This window comes from Rhodovulum sp. HP10 (genome assembly GCF_047553435.1).
Lineage (GTDB): Bacteria > Pseudomonadota > Alphaproteobacteria > Rhodobacterales > Rhodobacteraceae > Rhodovulum.
In genome coordinates this window covers 2990642-3012167 of sequence record NZ_CP180201.1, presented here as the reverse complement: position 1 = coordinate 3012167, position 21526 = coordinate 2990642, and the positions used below count along the sequence as shown (strand labels likewise).

The following is a 21526-nucleotide window of genomic DNA, read 5'->3' as shown; positions in this document are numbered from 1 at the left end:
GTGCCGGAGAAACGTGACTGGGTGCTTCGGGTCGAGGGCGTCAATCTCGGCGATACGGTGTTCAATACCAACGATCTGTCGGTAATTCGCGGGTCGTCGCTGTGCCTCGAGGCGTTCGGGTGGGAGCTTGAGGATTATCTTGGAAAGTCTGTCTCCGGGTTCGATGCGGAGGCCAACATCATCTACCGCGCGGCGTCTCAGGCTGTGTTCCGGTTCGACAATCTAACCGAGGCCGAGATCCAGGGGCTGGCCGCAGATATCCGGGGCTGGCTGCGGGCGCCTTATAGGCAGGGCGACAACGATCCGCCCTATGTCGACCGCAAGGAGCTTGAGGCAGCTAAGAAAGGGGCGGAGCCAAAGCAACTTCGCTTCATCAAGCTTCCCTCCGAGCACATGACATTTGTCGTCGATCATGCCGCTATCCCTTGCGACTTGGAGAAGGCTGACGGAGAGCGCCTGGCGATCAACATGGCGATGATGCGAAACCGGAGACGGCAGATGCGGTCTCCGAACGTGCCGCGCGCGCCCGGACAGGCGCTTGGAGCGCCCGCGGCCCGGCGCAAGCAGTTGCTTTGTCCGGTCGACGACAAGCGCCAGATCGACCTGGACAATCCCGATGCCGCGTCGTTCTGGGTGAATGAGGACCGCTATCCCGAGGCGATCGTTCTTGAGAAGAAAGGCCGCCTGAAGCGGATCGCGGCCTCGAAGCGTTCTGCGGATCTCCGGATCTATGGACGCGATGCGCGCCAGACGCTTTATCCGGTGATGATGAGACCTGAGAAGTTCGAGGATCTGGTGGGCCGTGGCCTTTTCGAGGAGCCGAAAGTCGGCGGGAAAAAGGTCCGGTTTGCGACCAGCTTCGACGATATTCGCGCGGATCCGCCCGAAGGGTTGCCGCCCGCGGTCGGAGGCAAGCTTGCCTATCTCTATGTCGACGGAAACTCGTTCGGAAAGAAGAGAGATGAATCCGCGCTTAGGGACTTCGATCAAGCCGTGCGGAGAATTCTGGCGCATTCCACCTATGAGATGATCGGTCATTTTCTCGATCGCGCCGATGATCCCGCATATGTGCTTCAGCAAGCAACCGACGATCCCGGGGACCGCTATCTGCGTGTCGAGACGCTGATAGCCGGCGGGGATGATTTCTGCGTCGTTCTGCCTGGATGGTTGGCCTGGGATATGGCCGGGCGGATTCTAGGTTGGCTGGACGAGGCCGGACATCGGAAGGATAAGGACGGACATAGGCAGGATGTTGAGCTGAGCTATAGGGCTGGTTTGGTCATCTGTCCGGCAAAGTCACCATTCCGGCGCGCCGTGGCACTGGCCGAAACGCTCTGCAAGGACGCGAAGCGGTTCTATGAGGGCAGGTATGCCGAGGCTTGCCTGTCCTTCCACGTCTTCGAAAGCCAGGACGTGCCGGAAGAGGTTTCCGGGTCTCTGGCGGGCCTCGGGGCGCTTCGCGGGCCCGCTCATCGCGGCGCGTCCGGAGACCATGTCGACGATGCAGCCCTTGCCGGGGCGTTTCGAATGTCCCTCAGGACGTTTCCTGAACGGACCAGGGATTTTCTGTCTCTGAAAAACAGCTTTCCGAAATCGCAGTTGCACAAGCTGATCGACGATCTGGGCGATGTCGACTCAGCTAAGCTGGCCGAGCCAGGCAATGGGACGGCGCTTGATCTGATTTGGCGGGACTTCAGGAACAGGACCGGTTCCGAGCTGACGCGGGACGACGTCGAGCGAAAGCTCCCGGGCAGTGCGGATTTGCCGACTGCTCTTCGGATGAAGGTATTGGCTGATCTCTGGGATTACATCGACCCCTTGCAATGCTCCCTGGCCGAGGAGAGTGACCCATGACAGCTCCGGGGTTCTACCGCTTCCCCTTGGCATTGGGGCTTGAGGCACCCTTCCTGATCGCCGGGTCGACGCCTTCCGCCTATGGATTGGATGTTGCGCAAATCCGGAATGCCGATGGTCGCGCGATCATTCCGGATTCGCATATCCGGGGCGTCGTTCGTCACGCCTGGGCTGCCTTGGAGAGCGACGGGTGCGAGATTCCCGCAACAACCGAAAGCTTGTTTGGTGCAGAAGGCACTGACACCGACCCGATTGCCGGTGCGATATCTTTCTCGGATCTGATTGCCGTTGAAGATGGAAAGCTCCTCCGGTCCACACGGGTTGCGATCGACGAAGAGACTGGTGCGGCCCGCGACGGCCACCTCATCGTGGTGGAACAGATCGCCAAAATTGGGGAGGTCGTAAATTTCCGGGGCAATCTCACGATGTTTCTGGGAGAGGACGAGGATGCGGGCGAGTATAGGGACGCTCTGCAGCGCGCGCTTGATCTCGTTCTCTCGGTAGGGCGGTTCAAGACTGTTGGATTCGGCCGGGTTGTTCAGCCATCTGTAGGTTCCGCCGAAAAGATCGGTCTGACGCAAGGTGATCCGGTTGACGGAATGCGTGTGTCCTCCGCATTCAGGCTCGATCGACGGCTCCTGGTCGATATCGTCAGGCGCGATGCGAATACTCTGGCATCCTCGGAGGTGATTTCCGGCGCTGCTATCAAGGGCACGCTGGCCCGGCAGATGGAATTGTTCGGCGAAGACATCCAGAATGGTCCGGTCGCAAAGGCCTTGTCCCGGATGCGGGTATCCCATGCTTTTCCGTTTGGTGGAGGGCTTGGGCGCTCCTCGAACCGGCTGGATGCGGTTCGTTTCGAACAAAGCGCTTCCGGCAAGAGATACCTTTCCAGCTGGCCGATGGGATCGGCTCCGCACCCGACAACAGAAAAGGCTGTTCCTCGGTTCCGTGTCGACTGGAAGGACGAGGACCTGCCTCAGGAACCCGTGACCTTGTCCCTTCGGAGAGACCTTCGGATACGGACCGCCATCAATTCAGAAAGTGGTGCCGCAGCTGATGGGAAGCTCTTTGCGGAGAGTTCCGTCCTTCCCGTGATCGAATCCGGAGAACCGGTCGTCTGGAGAGGCGAGGTATCTTTGTCGGCAAATGCGGGGCCCGAAGTCAGGAACGGCTTTCGAATCTGTCTGGATCATTTCAGATCCGGCCTTTTCCTTCTCGGAAAGACGCGCGCGCAGACCGAAGCGATCGAATTCTCTCTCGCGAGCCCCGCTCCGGTCCCCTCTTCGAACGGCGGAGTTTTCACTGTGGTCCTGAAGACGCCCGCCTTGATGCTGCGCGAGATCCACCTGTCTTCCGAGATGTGTTTCGCCGAGGCTTTGCAGCTATATTGGGAAAGGGCTTCCAACGGCGCCCTTCGGATTGCGACGGAAGAGGAATGCCGCTCCGCGGAAAACCGTCATGACGCGGCTTTCAACGATCCGGAACAACTCGAATTCTTCGCTCAGGTGGAACTTCGAGGCGGCTTCCAGGCTGTCAGGCATCGGTTCTTCGGCTCCGAAGTCGTCGAGCCTTTCGTCCTCTGCAAGCCCGGATCCGTGTTCAAGCTGATAGCCCAGGACGAGGCGGCCGGAGTGGCGGCTCTCTCCGGGTTCCTTGAAATGGGGCTGCCGGTGGCGTTCTGGGCCGAGCGCGATGAACTCGAGACCGGCTATGATTTCGACTTCAATGAGTGTCCCTTCCTTCCCCAGAACGGGTTCGGCGCGATCGAGCTCGATATGGAAGGAGGCGCCGCATGATCGGAAAACGTGTGGATATCGAGGCGGATCTTGTTGTGCTCACGCCGTTGCAAATCGGTACGGGAGCTTTTCGCGAAGAAGAACGATCTGATCGAGACGAACAAGACCGCGAGCCGGACACTAGGAATGTGGCCTTGGTTGCGACCGATTTCGATGGCGCGCCCTGCATCCCGGGATCGACCCTGAAGGGGGTTTTGCGGAGGCTTTCCAGGGATAATGATGTGCTTTTCGGGCCGACGCGTATCGTTGCCGCCGAGGATGCACGTTCCGGGAAGGCGGTCTTCTGGACCGCGCGGATCGCCGGCAACTCGTCAGATTGCCAGAGAAACCGTCCGCATGTGTCGATGGGCACCGACACCCGGACAGCTAAGGATCCCGAAACCGGTGTTGCGAAACGTGCCCATCTGTTCGGCGGCGACTATGTTCGGCCGGGCACGAAATTCCGTTTGCGGATTTCTCTGAAGGATGCCGAGCCCGGTGCTGCGGACGCCCTGGCACAAGTGCTTGCCCGTCTTGCAGCGGCCGGCGGTGAAGCCTTCGGTCGCTCGACACGGCAGGGACAGGGGCGCGTCGCATTGATCCCCGAGACGCTGAAGGCAAAAGCCTTTCCATCCGGCAATGACCTCACGCAGGACTGGCAATCCCGTCTTGCCGGGCAACCATCACCAGACGCACCCGATCTGATCCGGTTGTCGTTGACTGCAAGGGGGCCGTTCCTGATTGCCGGCGAGGAACGGTCGGACCTGCGTCCGGGTGGCTACGGAGAGAAAGTCCGGGTCATGACAGCCCTAGAGGACTTCGACGGTCAGGGACCGCGCCTCACCGGATCAACCTTGCTCGGGGCACTTCGGGCAAGGTTCGACTGGTACGCGGCGGGGCTCGCTGATGACTGCCCCTCCGGCGCGACCGAACGCCTGTTCGGAACGCCCGGATGGCGCGGGCGGCTTGCCGTCCATGCCATCAGGCGGTCCGGCAAGCCGGAGCGGAAGAAGATTACCTCGGTGCGACTGGACCGGTTCAGCGGCGAGCCGATCGACAATGCCCTTTTCACGACCGAGGCATGGCTGAATGCAAATTTTCAGGTCGATTTGCGGTTCGATCGGCACGGCCCCAAGGAACCGGAAGTCAGCTGTGAAACCGATCTGAAGATTTTCAATGACTTCCGCGAAGAGCTCTGCGATCCGGATTGGGGCGGAATTCAACTGGGACTTGGCGGAAACAAAGGCTTCGGATGGTTCGATATCCGGGAGGTGAGCGATGCCTGACATGCCCGAAAACCTGATTGCGGACCTTACCACCTATGCCCGAAACCGCAGAGCGGGGCCTCGTACGGATGATCTCAAGGAGGATGTCCTGGATCACGCGTACGAGGTGCTGGGTTTCGATGGTGATGGGGACCTGCTCTGGACCGCGGTCAAGGCCCGCATCGAAGCCGAACGTTTGCCGCGCAGGGATGAACCTGAACTGGTCCCTGTGGCAGCTCCGGGCAAAGCGAACAGCGCACCGCCGTGGAATCCCGGAACCGACGCAGTTCTTGCCACAGCCCCGTTCCGTTTCGTGCCGATGAACGAAACGGTGTCGCGGCTTCCGCCTGACAGCCTGACGCCCCATGACAAGCCGCTGCCCGGTCACATGTCCTGCATCCTCGATGTCGACTGGCGGGTCGAGACGCCGCTTCTGATCGGCGAGCTTGACGGCGATGTCGTTATGCCGTTCCGGCTGGGCGACGACTACGCCATCCCCGGGGCCACGCTGCGCGGCGCGATCCGGGCGGTGGTGGAAGCCCTGGCCTTCGGGCGTCTTTTCCAGACCAACCGGCACAAGCGTTTCGCCCTGAGGGATTTCGAGCATCCCTGCTACAAAGCCTTTGTCACTCAAGGCCAGGGAAAGCCCGGCCTGCAGGCGGGCTGGCTGACACTGGTCGATGGAGAACCGCACATCACCCCCTGCAAATGGGGATATGTGAAGATCGACTCCCTTCCGGGGAACACCGACAGATGGGTGACAAAGGACCGGCACGCGAAATACCGGCATGTCGGCAGCGACTGGAAAGGCCCCGGCGCTTTCACCAAGCTCCGTATGTTCGAGTTTCGCGGGACAGAAAAGGACCGCAACCTCTATTCCGAAGGGCGCGCGGGCACGCCGGGGCACTATGTCTTCTCGGGCAAGCTGCCCGGAGGCGGCGGCAAGAAGAAGCTCTTCGAATATGTCTTCTTCGAGACCAGCGCCAGGCCTGTCCCGCTGGCGGACGGCGTCTGGGAGACCTTCGTCACCACAAACTCGAAACCCTCGCAGAACAAGCGCGTGGCAGACGGCGCCTGGAAGGAGTTCGAGCCCAGCTACAAGCAGGGCGGCCGCGTGCCGGTCTTCTTCGTGGGCGATCTGGCCCGGAACGCGGCCGACGAGACCTTCTCGTTCGGGCTGACCCGGCTCTACCGTATCCCTCATCGCAACTCGATCGGCGAGATCCTGCTGCGCAGCGGGCAGGACCATCGCCCGGCCGAAAAAACGTCTCAAAAGAGAGGGGGCAAGACGGAGGAAACGCTGGAACTGCGACCCGACTTCGTCGAGAATCTGTTCGGCTATGTCTACGAACCGAAGGATCTGGAATTCGGCCACGACAAGCTGACCCGCGCCCCCGACTACACCCCGCCGGCATCGGTCGCCCGCAAGGGGCGCGTGGCCTTCGAATTCGCCCGTCCGGCATCGGGGGCGCGGTTCCGGCTCTGGCCCGAAAACGGTCCGGTCGAAACTGCCATGGGGGCGCCGAAACCCGCCTTTGCCCCCTTCTATCTGGTCGGCCCCGAAAAGGACTATTCCCGCGATGGTGCCCGCCTTGCGGGTCGCAAACGCTATATCGCGCGCTACCGGGCGGGGCAGGACACCCCCTCTGCGCCCCTGAAGGAGGCGCTGGCCGGGCAGATCTCGGACGGCATGTCGAAGGACATGAAGACCCGCCTGCGCTTCCTGGCCCCCGATCCGGCGGGGCCGCCCATCTTCCGGGGGCGGATCCGCTGCCACAACGTCTCGCGGGCCGAACTGGGCGCGTTGCTTTGGGCGCTGACCTTCGGGGGCGACCGGCAGGCACGGCACCTGATCGGGCGGGGGCGGCCCTTCGGCGCCGGACAGATCGCGGCGCAAGCGATCACGCTGCGCATACGGCCGAACCTGGCACCGCACGACGCGGCCGAAACTGTCGAATGGACCGAGGCGCATGGCCGCGACCGGCTGGCCCCCTGGCTGGAGGCCTTCGAGCACCTGATGGAAGAAACGGCCAGGGGCTGGAAAAGCTCTGCCCAGGTTCAGGCCCTGCTGCGTGCCGCGCGGCCCCGCGGCTGGGCCGGACAGGGCACGACCTACCTGCCCTACCAGCCCGCCGGAGGACGGCAGGCCGAGCATTTCGCACGGCTGCGGAAAGTCTGCGGCCCGGGCGCGATCCGCGCCCCCGACCGGCTGCTGCCCCCCTGAGCGGGAAAAAAAGACGGACAGGGCCGGAATCGACTACGGATTTTTTGACAAATCCATGATATAAATTTGAAATCCCGCGTTTCAGGGAGGTTTGGACAAGGAGGCCTGGCAGATGAAAGCGGCGCAATTCCATCGACTGCGGAATGGCTGCGGAAATTGTCATGAAAACCAGCATGTTCCAGAGGGTGAGTGCGCAGCCCATGTCCGCGAAGACGCGGATTGAGACTTCCCGAAATTCATTGGGACAAGATGGTAGCTAGTGCGCAGCCCATGTCCGCGAAGACGCGGATTGAGACGAAAGTTTCTCGGATAAGTCGGACCAGTCTATCTTCGGGTGCGCAGCCCATGTCCGCGAAGACGCGGATTGAGACATTTGCACGGCGTCGATCAGGGCGGCGCGGTTCAGTGCGCAGCCCATGTCCGCGAAGACGCGGATTGAGACCCTGCTCAGGGCCGAGTTGATACGCCAGGTCACCTGTGCGCAGCCCATGTCCGCGAAGACGCGGCGCACCTCTCCGGTGCTGGCGGTGCGAATGCGACGTGACTTTACCCGTGCTGTCGCGCGGCATAGCCTGCGCGGACGCATTTCTCAGGAGGCCAGGCGATGCCGGATGCACAGAGCGATCATATCCCCGCCGACCGGATCCCGGTGAACGGGTTCAGGCTGCTGTTCCAGTGGCCCCTGACGTTGTCCGCGCCTCCGGGTACACGGTTTTCCGACGACTGGATCGCCCGCAGGCTGGCCGGCACCCGCAGGGCACTGGATACCGCACCGCTCTGGACGCGGCTGGACGACCCGCTCGACCTGCTGCCCCCGGCCGACGATTTCGATGGCGGTGCCTATGCCGAATTCGCCTATTTCCACGATTTCACCCAGTCGTTTCTCTATCCGCCCAAGGGCAAGACCGCCCCGGCCTATGACCTGTACCAGCGGACCGATGTCACAGGCCTGGTCGCCCGGATCGCCGATCGCGGCAGCTTCGAATTCGCCGTGCGGCGCCACACGCTGCACCTGTTCCGGACCGGTGTCGCGATCCTGTCACTGGAACTGGAGCTGCAGGGCCCCGCCATGCTGGCCGATTGCCAGGCGCTGATCGACCACTTGCGGCGGACCTATGTACCCTTCTGGGAGGGAGGCAATGACAAACCGCACAAGGCGAAACGGGTGCCCGAACGGGTCAGCCTGATCCGCGGTGACGGGACGGGCGATGAGGGGATGGGCTCGACGCCTCCGGGCCCCGAGGCGGCCCGGGCGTTCCTTGACCGCCGGGCGGGGGACCGCAAATCCCGCGATCCCGATGTGCTGGCGCATTGGCGCGACCTGATCGCGCCGCTGAAGTTGATCGGCGAGGGCGGTCCCTGGCGCGACCCCTCCGACGAGAGGATGCCGGTCAATTCCTTCATCAGCCTCACCCCGCCCGGGCTGGACCAGGTCAAGAACGAGAAAGAAAAGGCCCGGATGTGCCGGGAGGCGTTGGGACAGGTGTCCAACGGCGACTGGTTCCGGCTTTGGGACGCGGAAGAGCCGGGCACGAATGGCTATCCCTACAATCCGGATTTCCTGGAAAAGTACCGTGCCGATGCGTTCTACGACCGGTTTTATCCCAGCGCCGAAACCGGGGGGAGCGCGTCTCGCATGGTCTTCGGAGGGATGCATTTCGGCTGTGTCGGGGCCGGGTTCTTCACCGATAACATCATGGTCCATCACTGGCGGCGCCACTATGCCCAGATGTCGCTGATCGCACGGTTCGAGGCGACGATGCTGCTGCTGGTTTCAAGCCGGATCAGCCGAGCCGTGGGGCGCTACGAAGATTTCCGCGAGCGCCGGTTCCAGCGCATGATGGGAGCAGGCGCCAACGAGGTTTTTGTCAAACTTTTCCATGACGGGGACAAACGCAGGAGTGTCGTCCAGTTCGAGGAGGATATTCTGGAGATCATGGATGCGTTCCAGCGTTTTGTGAACCGGTTCCACTTCACCGGGGTCACCAGCCAGACCCAGGGCCGCGAGATGTTCGAGCTTTGGCAGAAGAGCCTCGGCTTGAGAGAGCTGTTCCGGGATGTGAAGGACGAGATTGAAAGCGTGGCCGCCACGGTGGCGGCGCGCCAGCAGAAGCGCGAGGCGCGGAGCGCGACCAAGCTGCAGAACGTGGCCTTCTTCGGCATCGCGGCCGGTTTGGTTGTCGGTGCGCTTGGGGCGAACCTGTTGATCGCGCCGGAGGGCGGGCAGAAGCTGTTGACCGGTCTCAGCGAAGGGGAACAGACTGCCGCAATTGCTGGTCTGGTTGTCGCGCTTTTCGGAGCCGCCTGGGTCTTTTATATCCGCGAGAAGTAGCTTTCGTAATTCTTGGTGTCCGTCTTCGGAGCGGTTGTCGCGTTCGGGCGCCACACTCTGCCAGCACTCGATGCTTGTAACTATGCGCTGTAGTCCACGGCCCCGCACCTGACTCGGGCGATGCTGCATTACTGCGCGCATACTGCCCCGGTCATGCAGGGTTGATGCCGGATCGCCCGTTCAGGAGGTTGCTGAGGGTCTGACGGTTGCACCCGAGCACCTTCGCGGCGTCGATGACGGGCAGGTTGTTGGGATGAAGGCATTCTTGGCGAACAGGGATTCCGGGATGGCTCACGTCTGCTCCTCCAGTTGCCGAGACTGGAGGTTGGCAATTGACGGTTATGAATGGCGAGTGGGAGGGGTATGCGTCGGGGCCGTATTCGACGCCCCCGGCCTGTCTTGACTACCATCCGGGAGGATCGGGCAAATTTTCTACAGCGGTTCCGGGGAATTGTCTTGTGATGTGCCGGATCTCTCGGTTTCGACATACCCGAAGTGCTGATGCCAGGTTTCAGCAAACCGGACCACTTCGCCTTCTGCGGTCTCTTTCACCAGAACGCCACCGGCAATATCGGCAACGCTTCCATCCCGGAACGTGACTTGGATCCCAGTTTTTTTTGAACGGCGCCAGCGCCAGCCGCCGAAGCCCTTATGAAGAAGGTGGAGAAGCTGCCTAAGCTGCTGCCCGAAGGTCAGTCCGCCGGGCTGAACATCAGACCGTGGATCTCGTCGATCTGGCGCCTCAAAGTGTGGTTCTCCGCCCGGATCTTGTGAAGCTCCTGAGAGGTATCCTTGATTATCTGTAGCATGGTGGTGTTGGCTGCGCTTGCTTGCTCCAGTGCTGCGCGGTGCGCTATACGGAGGCTCGTGGCCTCCCGCAGGTCTTCGGAGATCCGCTGAAGCGCGTCGACCAGGGCCTGGCCAAGCTCGGACATCGGGTGCTCGGGGTCGTCCAAAAGGCTGATCAAGGGCAGCAGCTGATCCACCTTGCCATCTGTGGTCAGTTGCGTCTGGAGCAGAACCTCCCATTCGCGGGGCAGGCTCAGGGTCTTCTTGTCTTTTTGCATGGATGAGGTCTTTCATTATTTCCCTGTAGGGCAGGAAATCCGCCAGAATGGTCCGCGCGCTCAGACGCAGTCGCAGCCGATAGATTGCGTGGGTGAAAGCTAGGCGCCCTTGGAGATGTCGCGGCTCCCAAGCAGGCCCCAGATCGCCTCCGAAAATATTCGCGCCATCTAGGCTGAATAGATGGCTCTTCGTACCGTGCCTATTCGTGGCTGTAGTGCGCACGATGGCAGGTGATTGACGCGCGAGAGCGAGATCGAGGTCTTCGAGAGTTCGTGGACGCTCAGTTGTGAAGATGACCCTGAGTGCCGCGCTGAGCCTTTTCTTGGGCTCCGTGGTTAACCGACGGGTGATGGCCGGCGGATCGAGGCGCGGGATCTGAGGGGTGAAGTAGTCTGGTACGGGCAAGCCGAGGAGCCGGGCCAGCATTTGGTGATTGCGACTTGTCCTGATGTCTCCGGTTTCGGGGCGCAAGGGGGATCCGTCAAACCCACGCAAAGCGACAGCGACATGCACGTGGTCGCAGTTGGCATCAGTGTGTCGTGCTGCGATCCACGGAGTGCGCAGGGCGGGCAGGCCAATCAAATTGAGCTGCGTCATGACGATCGCGTGCCAAGTGTCGCGATTAGCGTGCAGCCCTTCCGGCAGCGACAGTGTCATGTGCATCAGCCCCGCACCATCGGCCGCGCGGTCCAACCGGTCGCGGAGGATCACAGGATCCGCGCGCAGGATGGTGCCACCGATGAACTCCGCACCTGCGCGGAGATCATAGGCTGACAAGACGCCGGCCGTTTTGTGGAAGGTGTTATGCGCGCGCATTGGTCAGGCCCTCTGCACCTTGCGGATCTCCAGAGTGAGTTCGCCAAGGAGGAGCGACAGATGGTCGAGCTGTGCGGGAGAGATATCTTCTGCGTTCAGCGTCACGCCGACCTGGCCAATGAGATCCGCGATTGCTCCTGTGCCGAGTTCGTGCTCCAGTGACCGACGGCGGACATAGCCCGCATGGCTCTCCGGTCCTGCAGCCCGGCACAGCTTTTGCAGCCGCGAGTACTCCTCCTCCGAGTAGCGGACCTTGACGAGCTTGTCCCGCCGCGCGGTCATGCAGGACACCCGTCGGTGTGACCGGCGATCTGGCGGAACGTAGGGCGGGTGCGGGCGCAGATGATGGCCTGTTTGTCAGTCAACGTGGTTGTTCTTTTTGCAGTTTCTCTGACCGACATTGTAACTGCTGCAGGATGCCCCAGCGCGCCCGAATGGCGTTTCGAGAGCGTCTCGCGTCGCTATTATGTGGATAACCGCGCTGGCCTGGTGGGCCGAGTGGCTGGTGAAGCGCCCGGTAAGTGGCGGCTGAGACAGCCTGGAGGAAAAGTCTGTATTTTCCGCCAAGGGGGCTCACAGACCAGACTGGCCACATCTGGCATGTTTATCGGATCGTAATTGTTGCTTCGGGCCAAGCAAGGTGCACTTGCGCGCGAAAGAACCTAAGGGGGAGGGCCCTCGGGCGGGCAATCACGAGCCGAAGCATCCGATATGTCGAAAATGATTTTCTGATCCTGATGTGACGATCCGAGCCATTCGTCATCATATTCGAGAGGCCCACCGGGCATTGATCTCGTCAGCGTGTCAGAACAATCGCGGCAGCTTCGCTACCACGCCTCTCATCACGGTTATCGACGTGGCGACATCATATTGCTCGTCATGCACGTCACCTCCGCTGTGTCCGACCAGATCACGGCGCTGTTTCTCGCTGACCTCGGGCAACTCCTTCAGGTGGGCGATGGCATAGTGGCGGAACGAATGGAAGCAGAGTTCCCTAGGGTTGCCGTCCAACTGCAGCACCAGCGCCTTCGCCCAGTTGTAATAGATCTTGTCGCCGAAGGACTGGCTATCATTTGTCGCGATCAACTCGGGGAAGAGGGCCGTGGCACCGCGCATGCGCATGTCGTCGACATGCCTGAGAAAGCCCAGTTCGATCAGATGCGCGTGAATGGGAACCAGGCGCTCCGAACTGAAGGTCTTGACCCCGCGATGCATGTTGTCGCGGATGTGGTAGCAGGGAATGCCGTCGACGGACACGACATCGCGGGGTTCCAGGCCGAGAACCTCCTCCCGCCGGGCGCCGCTGTAGCCCGCCAGAATCGGCCCCCAGTAGAGCCCGTCCGCCTTCACGATGTTGCCACGCTCATGGCGCCGCGATGTTGACCTGCAGCCCGTCCAGATCGGGTGCCGGAAGACCTGCTGCAGTTCCGGCAAGGTGAAGGCTTCGCGCTTGTCGCGGTTACGCTTTTCTTCCCGGACGCGGAGCAGGCCGAGTTCGATCGTGTCGGAAATCGGGATGCTTTCGCTCTTGGCGAACTGGAAGATGAGCTTGAACCGGTCCAGGTGGCCGTTGATCGTTCGGGGCGAGAGGCCGACCTTATTCTCGGGAAGATCCTCGGCGCGTGCCAGAAGCTCATCGAGGGTCCTGTCTGCATCCTTCGCGCTCTTCCCGTAGCTCGTCGGCAGCCGCTGGAGGACCGATTTGTAGAACTTGAGATGGCCCTGCGTGATTTCTCGTACGTCGGTGATGCCCGTGGCCTTGATGAACAGGCGCGCCTGCGATGCAAGCTGCTTTCGGGTGTCTTCCTTGATGTGATCGCGATCCCTCTCAGCATTGATACGCTCAACGAGTGCGACAATGTCCGGATCGAAGCTGAATTCAGGCCTTTGGGTAGGGATTTGAGTTGGGGCAGGTGCCTCGATCAGAGTGGCTTCCTCGGAGATGTGAAGGGGCTCTCGGGTATCGATGATCTCGGCAGCCGCGCCGTCGAGGATTTCCCGCGCAAGGGCGCGCGCTTGTTCAAGGCTTGGATCTTCCCGACCTTCAGATGCGGACCAGGCCGCGGCTTTTCCCGCCAGCAGCAGTTGCCGCAGAGAGAGAATCGTCTCAGCCGCAGGGTTCAAGGTCTCGCCTGTAGCCGTCTGAATGCTGTCCCGCGCGGCGCGAAGCATCTTGTTGACGCCCGCCTCGGACAGTACGTCGCGCGACAGGATCCCAAGCATCCTCTCCAGCGACGCGATGTCTGTCTCACTCGAACCTTCGTTAAGTACGGTACGTCGGTCGTGAGCGGAGAGCTCCGGATGCAGTCCCTTGCTCGCCAGGTGAGACCAGGCGCGCGCCGTCGCCCAATCGAGACGCTCGTCTTCTTCGGATGACCCCACCGGGTCCATCCGGCTGATCATGCGCTGACGCTCGATGCGGTCAAGCTCGCTGCGCACAACCGAGGTCAGCCAGGCCTTGGCCTGGCCGGGGGTCAGTTTTCCATCAGTGATTGCATCCAGCATCCGGTCGCACTCGTAGTTCAATCTGCGTGCGATGATACATGCGATCGACCGGTCCGTGGTGCGCAGAGACAGCTGCCAATGTCGGGTTTTTGTGGAAAACTCAGGCACACGCCGACGCCAGCTCCATGTGGAGCCGCGCTGCAGGAGGTAAGGGGTGGTCGCCAAGATGCGGCCTCCAGAATTGGAGACGAGCGACCCGCACTTCAGGAACTTGTGCTACAGTGCTGTGTGACACTGTACTTGCCAAATTCAGCCTATGCCTTGATTATCAAGGGCTTAGTGGGTGAATTGGCTCCGGCGGTAGGGATCGAACCTACGACCAATTGATTAACAGTCAACTGCTCTACCGCTGAGCTACGCCGGAACGTGGGGGGCATATAGCAAGTCGTTTCAGGCGCGTCCAGAGGGGTCTGACGAAAAAATGCAGAGGGCGTCAAACCAGCCGCCAGACGGCCTCCGTCACCGCGCCGCCTTCGGAGCTGGCAAGAGATTTATCCCTTAGTTCAATAAGATGCGCCAGCACGTTGCGGGTGGCGGCGGGCAGGAGCGCGGGCGGCGTGTCAGTGTAGATCGCCCGGGCCAGGGCCGCGGGCGTCCCCGGAGCTTCGGAGAGAAGTTCGAGAAGCCGCGCGCCGCGGGCACGGCGATGGGCGGCGAGCGCCGCGATCCGTGCCGGGCCATCGGCGACAGGGGGGCCGTGGGCGGGAAACAGACACCGCTCGGGCCGCGCGGCCAGCCGCTCGAGAGAGGACATGAAGGCACCGAGATCGCCGTCGGGGGGCGAGACCATCGAGCTTGCCCAGCCCATCACATGATCGCCGGTGAAGAGCGCCGCGCCCTCCGGGTCGAGGCCGCTCCAGGCCAGGCAAAGATGATTGCCCATATGGCCCGGCGTATGCAGCGCGGTCAGATGCCAGTCCGGGGTCACGAGGGTTGTCCCGTCGGCCAGCCGCTCGTCCGGGCGGAACCCGGCATCGACCCCCTCGCCGCCTCCGAGCCCCGCGAGCCCGGCCAGATCGGCCCTCCGACCGGCGCTGATGTCTCCGAAGGCGAAAACCGGCGCGCCCGTCGCCTCGGCCAGCGGCCGGGCCAGCGCGGAATGGTCCAGATGGGAATGCGTGACGAGGATGCGCGAGATCTTCTCGCCGGGTTCGAGCGCCGCCAGCACAGCCTCGAGATGCGGCCTGAGCGCCGGGCCGGGATCGATGACCGCCACCTCTCCCTCGCCAAGGAGGTAGCTGTTGGTGCCGCGGAAGGTCATCGGCGAGGGGTTGGGGGCGAGGACACGTCGCAGCCCCGGCGCCAGCCGGTCGACCCGGCCGGGCATGGGGGCAAAGGCGGTGGGGTCGTCCATCATTCCCCTTTCGTCGCAGCGGCGGCGCCGATATGGCTTTAGCATGGTGGAGCGCTGGATCAAACGGGTGCTGCCGCGGGGACTCTATGGCCGGGCCGCGCTGATTCTGATCGTGCCGATCGTCACGATCCAGCTGGTCGTGTCCGTGGTCTTCATTCAGCGCCATTTCGCCGATGTCACCCAGCAGATGACCCGGGCCCTGGTGCTGGAACTGGCTTACCTGACCCGGATGGTGGAGGCCGCGCCCGATCTGGCTACCGCACGATCCGAGGCCGAAGCCGTGGCAAGGCCGCTGGACCTGGCGCTGGTGCTGCCAGGCGACGCGCCGCAGGACATCAGCCGCCGGTTCTACGATCTGTCCGGCAAGACCGTGACCGCCACATTGCGCCAGGGTCTGCCGGGCTTCACCGGGATCGACCTAGCGACCGATACCGCCCGCGTCTGGGTCGGGATCGCGACCGGCAAGGGGCCGATGGAGGTGTCGTTCAACCGCCGCCGGGTCTCGGCGACCAACCCGCATCAATTGCTTGTCCTGATGGCGTCCACCAGCGCGCTGATGACGCTGATCGCCTTCCTGTTCCTGCGCAACCAGCTGCGCCCGATCCGGCGCCTTGCCCGCGCCGCAGATGCCTTCGGCAAGGGTCGGCCGATTCCCTACCGCCCCTCGGGGGCGACCGAGGTCCGGGCCGCGGGTCGCGCCTTTCTCGACATGCGGGCCCGGATGGAGCGCCAGATCGAACAGCGCACGCTGATGCTGTCGGGGGTCAGCCATGACCTGCGCACGCCGCTGACCCGACTCAAGCTGGAATTGTCGATGGCAGAGGACAGCCCCGAGACCCGGGCGATGCTGCGCGACATCAACGACATGGGACGGATGATCGACACCTTCCTCGATTTCTCGCGCGCCGATGCGCTGGACGACCCCGAGGAGCTCGATCCGGCCACCCTGCTAATGCGCGCGGCAGAGCGCGCGCGCGCCGGCGGTGGCACCATCGAAATCGGGGCCCTGCCCTCCGGAGAGAATGCCTCGCTGCGACCGATGGCGGTCGAACGTGCACTGCAGAACCTGATCGACAACGGCCTGCGCCATGGCAACCGGGTGGCGCTGTCGCTCTATATGCGGCCGGGCGCGCTGGTCTTCACCGTCGAGGATGACGGTCCGGGCATCCCCGAAGCCCAGCGCGAACTGGCGATGCAACCGTTTCAACGGCTCGACGCGGCGCGCAACCAGAACCGGAGCACCGGCGTGGGTCTTGGGTTGGCCATTGCCGCCGATATCGCGCGCGGCCATGGCGGCGCGCTGCATCTGGGCATCAGCGACCGGCTGGGCGGGCTGCGGGCAGATCTGGTGCTGGCGCGCTGACCGCCTCTGCATCCCGAGGCTGACGGGGCGCGCCATTGGTGGGGCCATTGGTGGGGCCATTGGTGGGGCCTGTCTCCCTGCCGACGGGATGGCCACAGGCGAGCCGATCGGCACAGCCCGACCGTCGCAACCGCGGCGCCCCCTTGCGGGCTGTTCGGGTGATCGATGCGGCGCCGGCACCTTTGAAAAACCGCCCCCGCGACGAGAAATCCGCATGCGTCGAGCTTGCTGAGATCCTCGCCTTCCGCCGGATGCGGCTTCGCAGGGTCGCTCAGGCCAGCATTCCCGCAAGCGGCAATGCGGTCGATACCTTCAGCCGTTCGAGCGCGAAGAAGCTGTCGACGCTGCGCAGACGTACCACCGAGGTCAGGTCGGCATAGAACCGGTCGAACTCGGCCATGTCGCGGACCACGACCCGCAGCAGGAAATCATAACGCCCGGCCAGCCGATAGAGGTCGCGCACCTCCTCGAACCGCTCGGCAATCCCGAGAAAGTTCTCGCGCCATTCGGATGTGTGATCGAGCGCCTCGATCATGACGAAGGCAGTCAATGACAGGCCCAGCGCTTCCGGATCGAGAATGGCGACGCGTTCGCGGATCACGCCCGCCTCTTCATGCTTCTGGATACGCTTCCAGCAGGGCGTTTGCGACAATCCCACCCGGTCTGCGATCCGCGCCAGTGGAATGGTCGCATCCCGTTGAAGGAGATCGAGAATCTTCAGGTCTATGCGATCGAGTTTCATGCTGCCTCCCTGACATTGACCGCGCCCATGGAAGGCGAGTCGGCATTCAGGATGCCACAATTCAACAAAATGTCGACCTTTATAATCGTGTAAAAATATCCGCCAGCCAGGCCCCCCTCCCTGGCTCTCTTCATGAGACTTCGGCCGGGGGGGCTGCAGCCGGAGAAGGATTTTCCAAAATCACGACCGAAAAAGCCGACATTCTTCCTTTGAAAAAGTCGATCACATCTGTCGTTATTTAAGGGTCAGGCGGCGCAGACGACGCCCGGCCCTCGCCCGGCCCCCGCCAGAACGGCCACCGGCCGGGTCCCGTCCCGTCCGCCTGACACGACACACTCGACAGGGGTAGCAAAGGAATACGCCCATGATCCGCACCATCCAGCTTGGCGCCCATGCGCTCGCTCAGGGCCAGGTCATCCGCACCTTCGGCGACGGACAGATCGAGATCGACATCGGCGGTCGGCGCCTCACGGGGACCGCCGTGCCCAGCGCGCCGATGCGCGCGGCAACACCTCTGCGACATGCGCTGAGCCCCTTCCGCTGGCGGAACGGCATTCTCGGTGCGCTGGCCGCCGTCGGGCTTGCGCTCGGCATGCCGTCGGACGCTTTCGCCACCGAAAGCGAGGCGCTGCAAATCCTCAATGTCTCCTATGATCCGACCCGCGAATTCTACCGCGATTACAATGAGCTGTTCGAAGCCTGGTGGGATGCCGAAGGTCATGCGCCGGTCACCGTCCAGCAATCGCATGGCGGCGCCGGGGCACAGGCGCGGGCCGTGATCGACGGCCTGCCCGCGACGGTGGTCACGCTGGCACTGTCGGCCGATATCGACGCCATCGCCGAACGCACCGGAAAGATCCCGGCCGACTGGCAAAGCCGCCTGCCGCATAACTCGGCGCCCTATACCTCGACCATCGTCTTTCTCGTCCGCAAGGGAAATCCCAAGTCGATCGAGAACTGGGACGACCTGATCCGGGACGACGTGCAGGTGGTGACCCCGAACCCGAAAACCTCGGGCGGCGCGCGCTGGAACTTCCTTGCGGCCTATGGTTATGCGCTCGACCGGTTCGGCGGCGACGAGGCCCGGGCGCAGGACTTCATGACGCGGCTTTACCGCAATGTGCCGGTGCTCGATACCGGGGCCCGCGGCGCCACCACGACCTTCGCGCAACGGGGCATCGGCGACGTGCTGCTGGCCTGGGAAAACGAAGCCTTCCTGGCGCTCGACGAGCTGGGCGCCGAGAAGTTCGACATCGTCGTGCCCTCGATCTCGATCCTGGCCGAGCCGCCGGTCACGCTTGTCGACGGCAATATCGGTTCGGATGCGCAACGCGCGGTCGCCCGGGCCTATCTCGAGCACCTCTACAGCCCCGAGGCCCAGGCCCTGGCGCTGCGTCATTTCTATCGCGCCTGGGACAGCTCTGCCGCTGCGCCCGAGGATGTCGCGCGCTTTCCGAAGCTGCGGCTCGTGAGCATCGAGGATTTCGGCGGCTGGGCCAGGGCGCAGCCTGCCTTCTTCGGCGATGGCGGGCTGTTCGACAAGATCTACGAGAACTGAACGATGCGAGCGGGCCCCTTCCGCTCGCCCTCTCCCCTGCCGGGGTTTGGGCTGAGCTTCGGGATCGCGATGGCGGGGCTGTCCATCGTGGTTCTGCTGCCGCTCGGCGCGCTTCTGGAACGCGGGCTTGCCATCGGCCCGGTCGAGCTGCTGGACATGGTCAATTCGCGCCGCGTCCGGGAAGCGCTCGGCCTGTCCTTCCGGGCCGCTCTGGTCGCGTCGCTCTTCAATCTGGCCTTCGGGCTGGTGCTGGCCTGGGTGCTGGTGCGGTACCGGTTCTGGGGACGGCGGCTGATCGACGCCGCGGTCGATCTGCCCTTCGCGCTGCCGACGGCGGTGGCGGGGATCGCACTGACCGCGCTTTACGCACCGAGCGGCCCTTTCGGCCGCGCGCTCGCGCCGCTCGGGATCGAGATCGCCTATACCGAGGCCGGGATCTGGCTGGCGCTGATCTTCATCGGCCTGCCCTTCGTGGTACGCAGCGTGCAGCCGGTGATCGAGGAAATCGACCGCGAGGCGGAAGAGGTCAGCGCCACGCTCGGCGCCAGCCGCCTTTACACCCTGCGCCGGGTCGTGCTGCCGACGCTGAGCCCGGCACTCATGACCGGCTTCGCGCTGGCGCTGGCGCGCTCTGTCGGCGAATACGGCTCGGTCATCTTCATCGCCGGCAACCTGCCGTTCCGGACCGAGATCGCGCCCCTGCTGATCGTGATCCGGCTTGAGGAATACAATCACGACGCCGCCGCGGCGATCGGGATCGCAATGCTCATGATCTCCTTCGCGGTGCTGCTGGCCCTCAACACCATCCAGTTCTGGAGCAGACGGAGGATCGGCCTTGGCTGAGATCGCATATCCGAGGCGGGAGGCCGTGACCACCGAGCCGCGGCTGGCCCGCTGGACGCTGATCGCGGCGGTACTGGCACTGGTCGGCATCCTGCTCTTCGCGCCGCTCGTCACTGTCTTCGCCGAGGCGCTGGCCGGGGGCGGCGCGGCGGCGCTGGCCGCGCTCGGCTCGCCCGATGCCCGCGCGGCGATCGGGCTGACGCTGACCGTCGCCGTCCTCTCGGTGCCGCTGAACGCGGGGATCGGCATCGCCGCCGCCTGGGCCATCGCCAGGTTCGAGTTTCGTGGCAAGGCGCTGCTCGTCACCCTGATCGACCTGCCCTTCTCGGTCTCTCCGGTGGTGGCGGGACTGGCGCTGGTGCTTCTGTTCGGGGTCAACGGGCCGCTGGGCGCCTGGCTTATCGCCCATGACCTCAAGATCGTCTTCGCCCTGCCCGGCATCGTCCTGGCCACGCTGTTCGTGACCTTTCCCTTCGTCGCCCGCGAACTCATTCCGGTGATGATCGAACAGGGCCGGAGCGAGGAAGAGGTGGCACTGACGCTGGGGGCCTCGGGCTGGCGGACCTTCCTGACGGTGACGCTGCCCAATATACGCTGGGCGCTGCTTTACGGGCTGCTTCTGTGCAATGCCCGGGCGATGGGCGAATTCGGCGCGGTCGCCGTGGTCTCGGGCAAGATCCGGGGCGAAACCACCACCATGCCGATCATGATCGAGATGCTCTACAACGAATATCTCTCGGTCGCGGCCTTCACCCTCGCGGCGCTGCTCGCGCTGCTCGCGCTTCTGACCCTGACCCTGAAAACCCTTCTGGAATGGCGCTACGCGGAGCAGCTCTCCGCCACCCGCCGGCATTGAAAGGCGTATCCCATGCATATCGACATCGACGAAATCGCGAAGGACTTCGGCACCGCGCGGACGCTGCATCCGGTCTCGCTCTCGATCCCGAACGGAGCGCTGGTGGCGCTGCTGGGGCCGTCGGGCTCGGGCAAGACCACGCTGCTGCGCATTCTGGGCGGGCTCGAATATCCCAGTTCGGGACGGATCTTCTTCGACGGGCAGGATACCACCGGGCTGAGCGTACAGGACCGCCGGGCGGGCTTCGTCTTCCAGCATTACGCGCTGTTCAGGCACATGACCGTGTTCGAGAACATCGCCTACGGGCTGCGCGCCCGCAAGCGCCGCGACCGTCCGACCGCAGCCGAAATCGACCGCCGGGTAAACCGGCTGCTGGCGCTGATCCAGCTGCCCGATATCGGCGCGCGCTATCCCGGTCAGCTTTCGGGCGGGCAGCGTCAGCGCGTGGCGCTGGCGCGGGCGCTGGCCATCGAGCCGCGCATGCTGCTGCTTGACGAGCCGTTCGGCGCGCTCGACGCCAAGGTCCGCAAGGAATTGCGCCAGGGCCTGCGCGAGATCCACGATGCGACCGGGCTGACCACGCTTTTCGTCACCCATGACCAGGACGAGGCGATGGATCTGGCCGATCTCGTCGTGGTGATGTCGATGGGCCGGATCGAACAGATCGGCAAGCCCGCCGAGATCCGCGCGCGCCCGGCCTGCGCCTTCGTGCGCGATTTCGTGGCCGCCTGAGCCGAGACAGAGCCGGGACCGGGCCGGGACCGGCCTCAGACCGGGCGGGCGCACCGAGCTTCCGCCATCCCGTCAGCAGCGCCATCCCTGTGGCGAGCCGCCGAGCTGCGGTCGCGACGGAACGAACGGCCCGGCGCCCGCCCGTCGGCATGTCATCCATGTTCCGCGCGGCCGGGCGCCATCTGCCGCGGGCAATCGGCCCGACCTTATTCCCTGTGCAATGGCCCCTGCCCTCC

The 21526-nt window shown here is 63.6% G+C and carries 15 protein-coding genes, 1 tRNA gene, 1 pseudogene and 1 CRISPR repeat array; of the genes and pseudogenes, 10 read left to right on the top strand and 7 right to left on the bottom strand.

Annotated elements, in window-relative coordinates:
- From ACK8CO_RS14140 to ACK8CO_RS14120, 5 genes are all read left to right on the top strand, one after another.
- A complete protein-coding gene (locus ACK8CO_RS14140) occupies window positions 1–1854 on the top strand; it encodes a hypothetical protein (protein WP_414897031.1) in 1854 nt (617 codons plus the stop codon).
- Window positions 1851–3653, top strand: a complete 1803-nt coding sequence (locus ACK8CO_RS14135; protein ID WP_414897030.1) for an RAMP superfamily CRISPR-associated protein — start codon at window positions 1851–1853, stop codon at window positions 3651–3653. Before ACK8CO_RS14140 ends, ACK8CO_RS14135 begins: the two co-directional genes overlap by 4 nt.
- Window positions 3650–4918 carry an RAMP superfamily CRISPR-associated protein gene (locus ACK8CO_RS14130; RefSeq protein WP_414897029.1) on the top strand — a complete coding sequence of 423 codons (1269 nt, stop codon included), beginning with the start codon at window positions 3650–3652 and terminating at the stop codon, window positions 4916–4918. The genes ACK8CO_RS14135 and ACK8CO_RS14130 overlap by 4 nt, the downstream gene beginning before the upstream one ends.
- On the top strand, window positions 4911–7121 hold the full coding sequence (locus tag ACK8CO_RS14125; protein WP_414897028.1) for a TIGR03986 family CRISPR-associated RAMP protein: 2211 nt from the start codon (window positions 4911–4913) through the stop codon (window positions 7119–7121). Before ACK8CO_RS14130 ends, ACK8CO_RS14125 begins: the two co-directional genes overlap by 8 nt.
- A gap of 189 nt (window positions 7122–7310) precedes the next feature.
- A CRISPR array of direct repeats spans window positions 7311–7635; the repeat unit is 37 nt; unit sequence GTGCGCAGCCCATGTCCGCGAAGACGCGGATTGAGAC.
- 90 nt (window positions 7636–7725) lie between these two features.
- Window positions 7726–9453 carry a hypothetical protein gene (locus ACK8CO_RS14120; protein ID WP_414897027.1) on the top strand — a complete coding sequence of 576 codons (1728 nt, stop codon included), beginning with the start codon at window positions 7726–7728 and terminating at the stop codon, window positions 9451–9453.
- A 692-nt stretch (window positions 9454–10145) separates the two neighbouring features.
- Here ACK8CO_RS14120 and ACK8CO_RS14115 read toward each other — a convergent pair.
- The 6 genes and pseudogenes from ACK8CO_RS14115 to ACK8CO_RS14090 all read right to left on the bottom strand — a co-directional run bounded on the left by ACK8CO_RS14115 (window position 10146) and on the right by ACK8CO_RS14090 (window position 15196).
- The gene (locus tag ACK8CO_RS14115; RefSeq protein WP_414899057.1) at window positions 10146–10520 is read right to left on the bottom strand and encodes a hypothetical protein; all 375 of its coding nucleotides are present in this window, start codon (window positions 10518–10520) and stop codon (window positions 10146–10148) included.
- Window positions 10521–10968: 448 nt separating this feature from the next.
- Window positions 10969–11337 (bottom strand): annotated as a pseudogene (locus ACK8CO_RS14110) (relaxase/mobilization nuclease domain-containing protein); the annotation flags it as partial.
- 3 nt (window positions 11338–11340) lie between these two features.
- Window positions 11341–11619: a hypothetical protein gene (locus ACK8CO_RS14105; RefSeq protein WP_414897026.1), complete on the bottom strand. Its 279-nt coding sequence runs from the start codon at window positions 11617–11619 to the stop codon at window positions 11341–11343.
- Between the two features lie 522 nt (window positions 11620–12141).
- Window positions 12142–14007, bottom strand: coding sequence for a DUF6538 domain-containing protein (locus ACK8CO_RS14100; protein WP_414897025.1), 1866 nt, complete (start codon window positions 14005–14007; stop codon window positions 12142–12144).
- A gap of 124 nt (window positions 14008–14131) precedes the next feature.
- Window positions 14132–14206 (bottom strand) — tRNA-Asn (locus ACK8CO_RS14095).
- 69 nt (window positions 14207–14275) lie between these two features.
- On the bottom strand, window positions 14276–15196 hold the full coding sequence (locus tag ACK8CO_RS14090; RefSeq protein WP_414897024.1) for an MBL fold metallo-hydrolase: 921 nt from the start codon (window positions 15194–15196) through the stop codon (window positions 14276–14278).
- Between the two features lie 43 nt (window positions 15197–15239).
- Here ACK8CO_RS14090 and ACK8CO_RS14085 point away from each other — a divergent pair, with 43 nt between their 5' ends.
- A complete protein-coding gene (locus ACK8CO_RS14085) occupies window positions 15240–16559 on the top strand; it encodes an ATP-binding protein (protein WP_414897023.1) in 1320 nt (439 codons plus the stop codon).
- Window positions 16560–16830: 271 nt separating this feature from the next.
- Here ACK8CO_RS14085 and ACK8CO_RS14080 read toward each other — a convergent pair whose 3' ends face one another.
- Complete coding sequence (locus ACK8CO_RS14080; RefSeq protein WP_080617259.1) at window positions 16831–17301, bottom strand: Lrp/AsnC family transcriptional regulator; 471 nt, start codon at window positions 17299–17301, stop codon at window positions 16831–16833.
- A gap of 592 nt (window positions 17302–17893) precedes the next feature.
- Between ACK8CO_RS14080 and ACK8CO_RS14075 the strand changes: the two genes are divergently transcribed.
- Genes ACK8CO_RS14075 through ACK8CO_RS14060 form a run of 4 tightly spaced genes read left to right on the top strand, consistent with a single transcriptional unit; the run spans window position 17894 to window position 21290 of the window.
- Window positions 17894–18859, top strand: a complete 966-nt coding sequence (locus ACK8CO_RS14075) for a sulfate ABC transporter substrate-binding protein (protein ID WP_414899027.1) — start codon at window positions 17894–17896, stop codon at window positions 18857–18859.
- 3 nt (window positions 18860–18862) lie between these two features.
- Entirely contained in the window at window positions 18863–19702 is an 840-nt protein-coding gene (gene cysT / locus ACK8CO_RS14070; protein ID WP_414897022.1) for a sulfate ABC transporter permease subunit CysT, read from the top strand.
- On the top strand, window positions 19695–20558 hold the full coding sequence (gene cysW, locus ACK8CO_RS14065) for a sulfate ABC transporter permease subunit CysW (RefSeq protein ID WP_414897021.1): 864 nt from the start codon (window positions 19695–19697) through the stop codon (window positions 20556–20558). Before cysT ends, cysW begins: the two co-directional genes overlap by 8 nt.
- A 12-nt stretch (window positions 20559–20570) precedes the next feature.
- On the top strand, window positions 20571–21290 hold the full coding sequence (locus tag ACK8CO_RS14060; RefSeq protein WP_414897020.1) for a sulfate/molybdate ABC transporter ATP-binding protein: 720 nt from the start codon (window positions 20571–20573) through the stop codon (window positions 21288–21290).
- The last annotated feature ends 236 nt before the right edge of the window (window positions 21291–21526 follow it).

Excerpts from the sequence above, each read along its gene's own strand:
- ACK8CO_RS14135 (WP_414897030.1), top strand. The coding sequence starts at position 1,851 with ATGACAGCTCCGGGGTTCTACCGCTTCCCCTTGGCATTGGGGCTTGAG.
- ACK8CO_RS14130 (WP_414897029.1), top strand. The coding sequence starts at position 3,650 with ATGATCGGAAAACGTGTGGATATCGAGGCGGATCTTGTTGTGCTCACG.
- ACK8CO_RS14125 (WP_414897028.1), top strand. The coding sequence starts at position 4,911 with ATGCCTGACATGCCCGAAAACCTGATTGCGGACCTTACCACCTATGCC.
- ACK8CO_RS14120 (WP_414897027.1), top strand. The coding sequence starts at position 7,726 with ATGCCGGATGCACAGAGCGATCATATCCCCGCCGACCGGATCCCGGTG.
- ACK8CO_RS14115 (WP_414899057.1), bottom strand. The coding sequence starts at position 10,520 with ATGCAAAAAGACAAGAAGACCCTGAGCCTGCCCCGCGAATGGGAGGTT.
- ACK8CO_RS14105 (WP_414897026.1), bottom strand. The coding sequence starts at position 11,619 with ATGACCGCGCGGCGGGACAAGCTCGTCAAGGTCCGCTACTCGGAGGAG.
- ACK8CO_RS14090 (WP_414897024.1), bottom strand. The coding sequence starts at position 15,196 with ATGGACGACCCCACCGCCTTTGCCCCCATGCCCGGCCGGGTCGACCGG.
- ACK8CO_RS14085 (WP_414897023.1), top strand. The coding sequence starts at position 15,240 with ATGGTGGAGCGCTGGATCAAACGGGTGCTGCCGCGGGGACTCTATGGC.
- ACK8CO_RS14080 (WP_080617259.1), bottom strand. The coding sequence starts at position 17,301 with ATGAAACTCGATCGCATAGACCTGAAGATTCTCGATCTCCTTCAACGG.
- ACK8CO_RS14075 (WP_414899027.1), top strand. The coding sequence starts at position 17,894 with ATGCCGTCGGACGCTTTCGCCACCGAAAGCGAGGCGCTGCAAATCCTC.
- cysT (WP_414897022.1), top strand. The coding sequence starts at position 18,863 with ATGCGAGCGGGCCCCTTCCGCTCGCCCTCTCCCCTGCCGGGGTTTGGG.
- ACK8CO_RS14060 (WP_414897020.1), top strand. The coding sequence starts at position 20,571 with ATGCATATCGACATCGACGAAATCGCGAAGGACTTCGGCACCGCGCGG.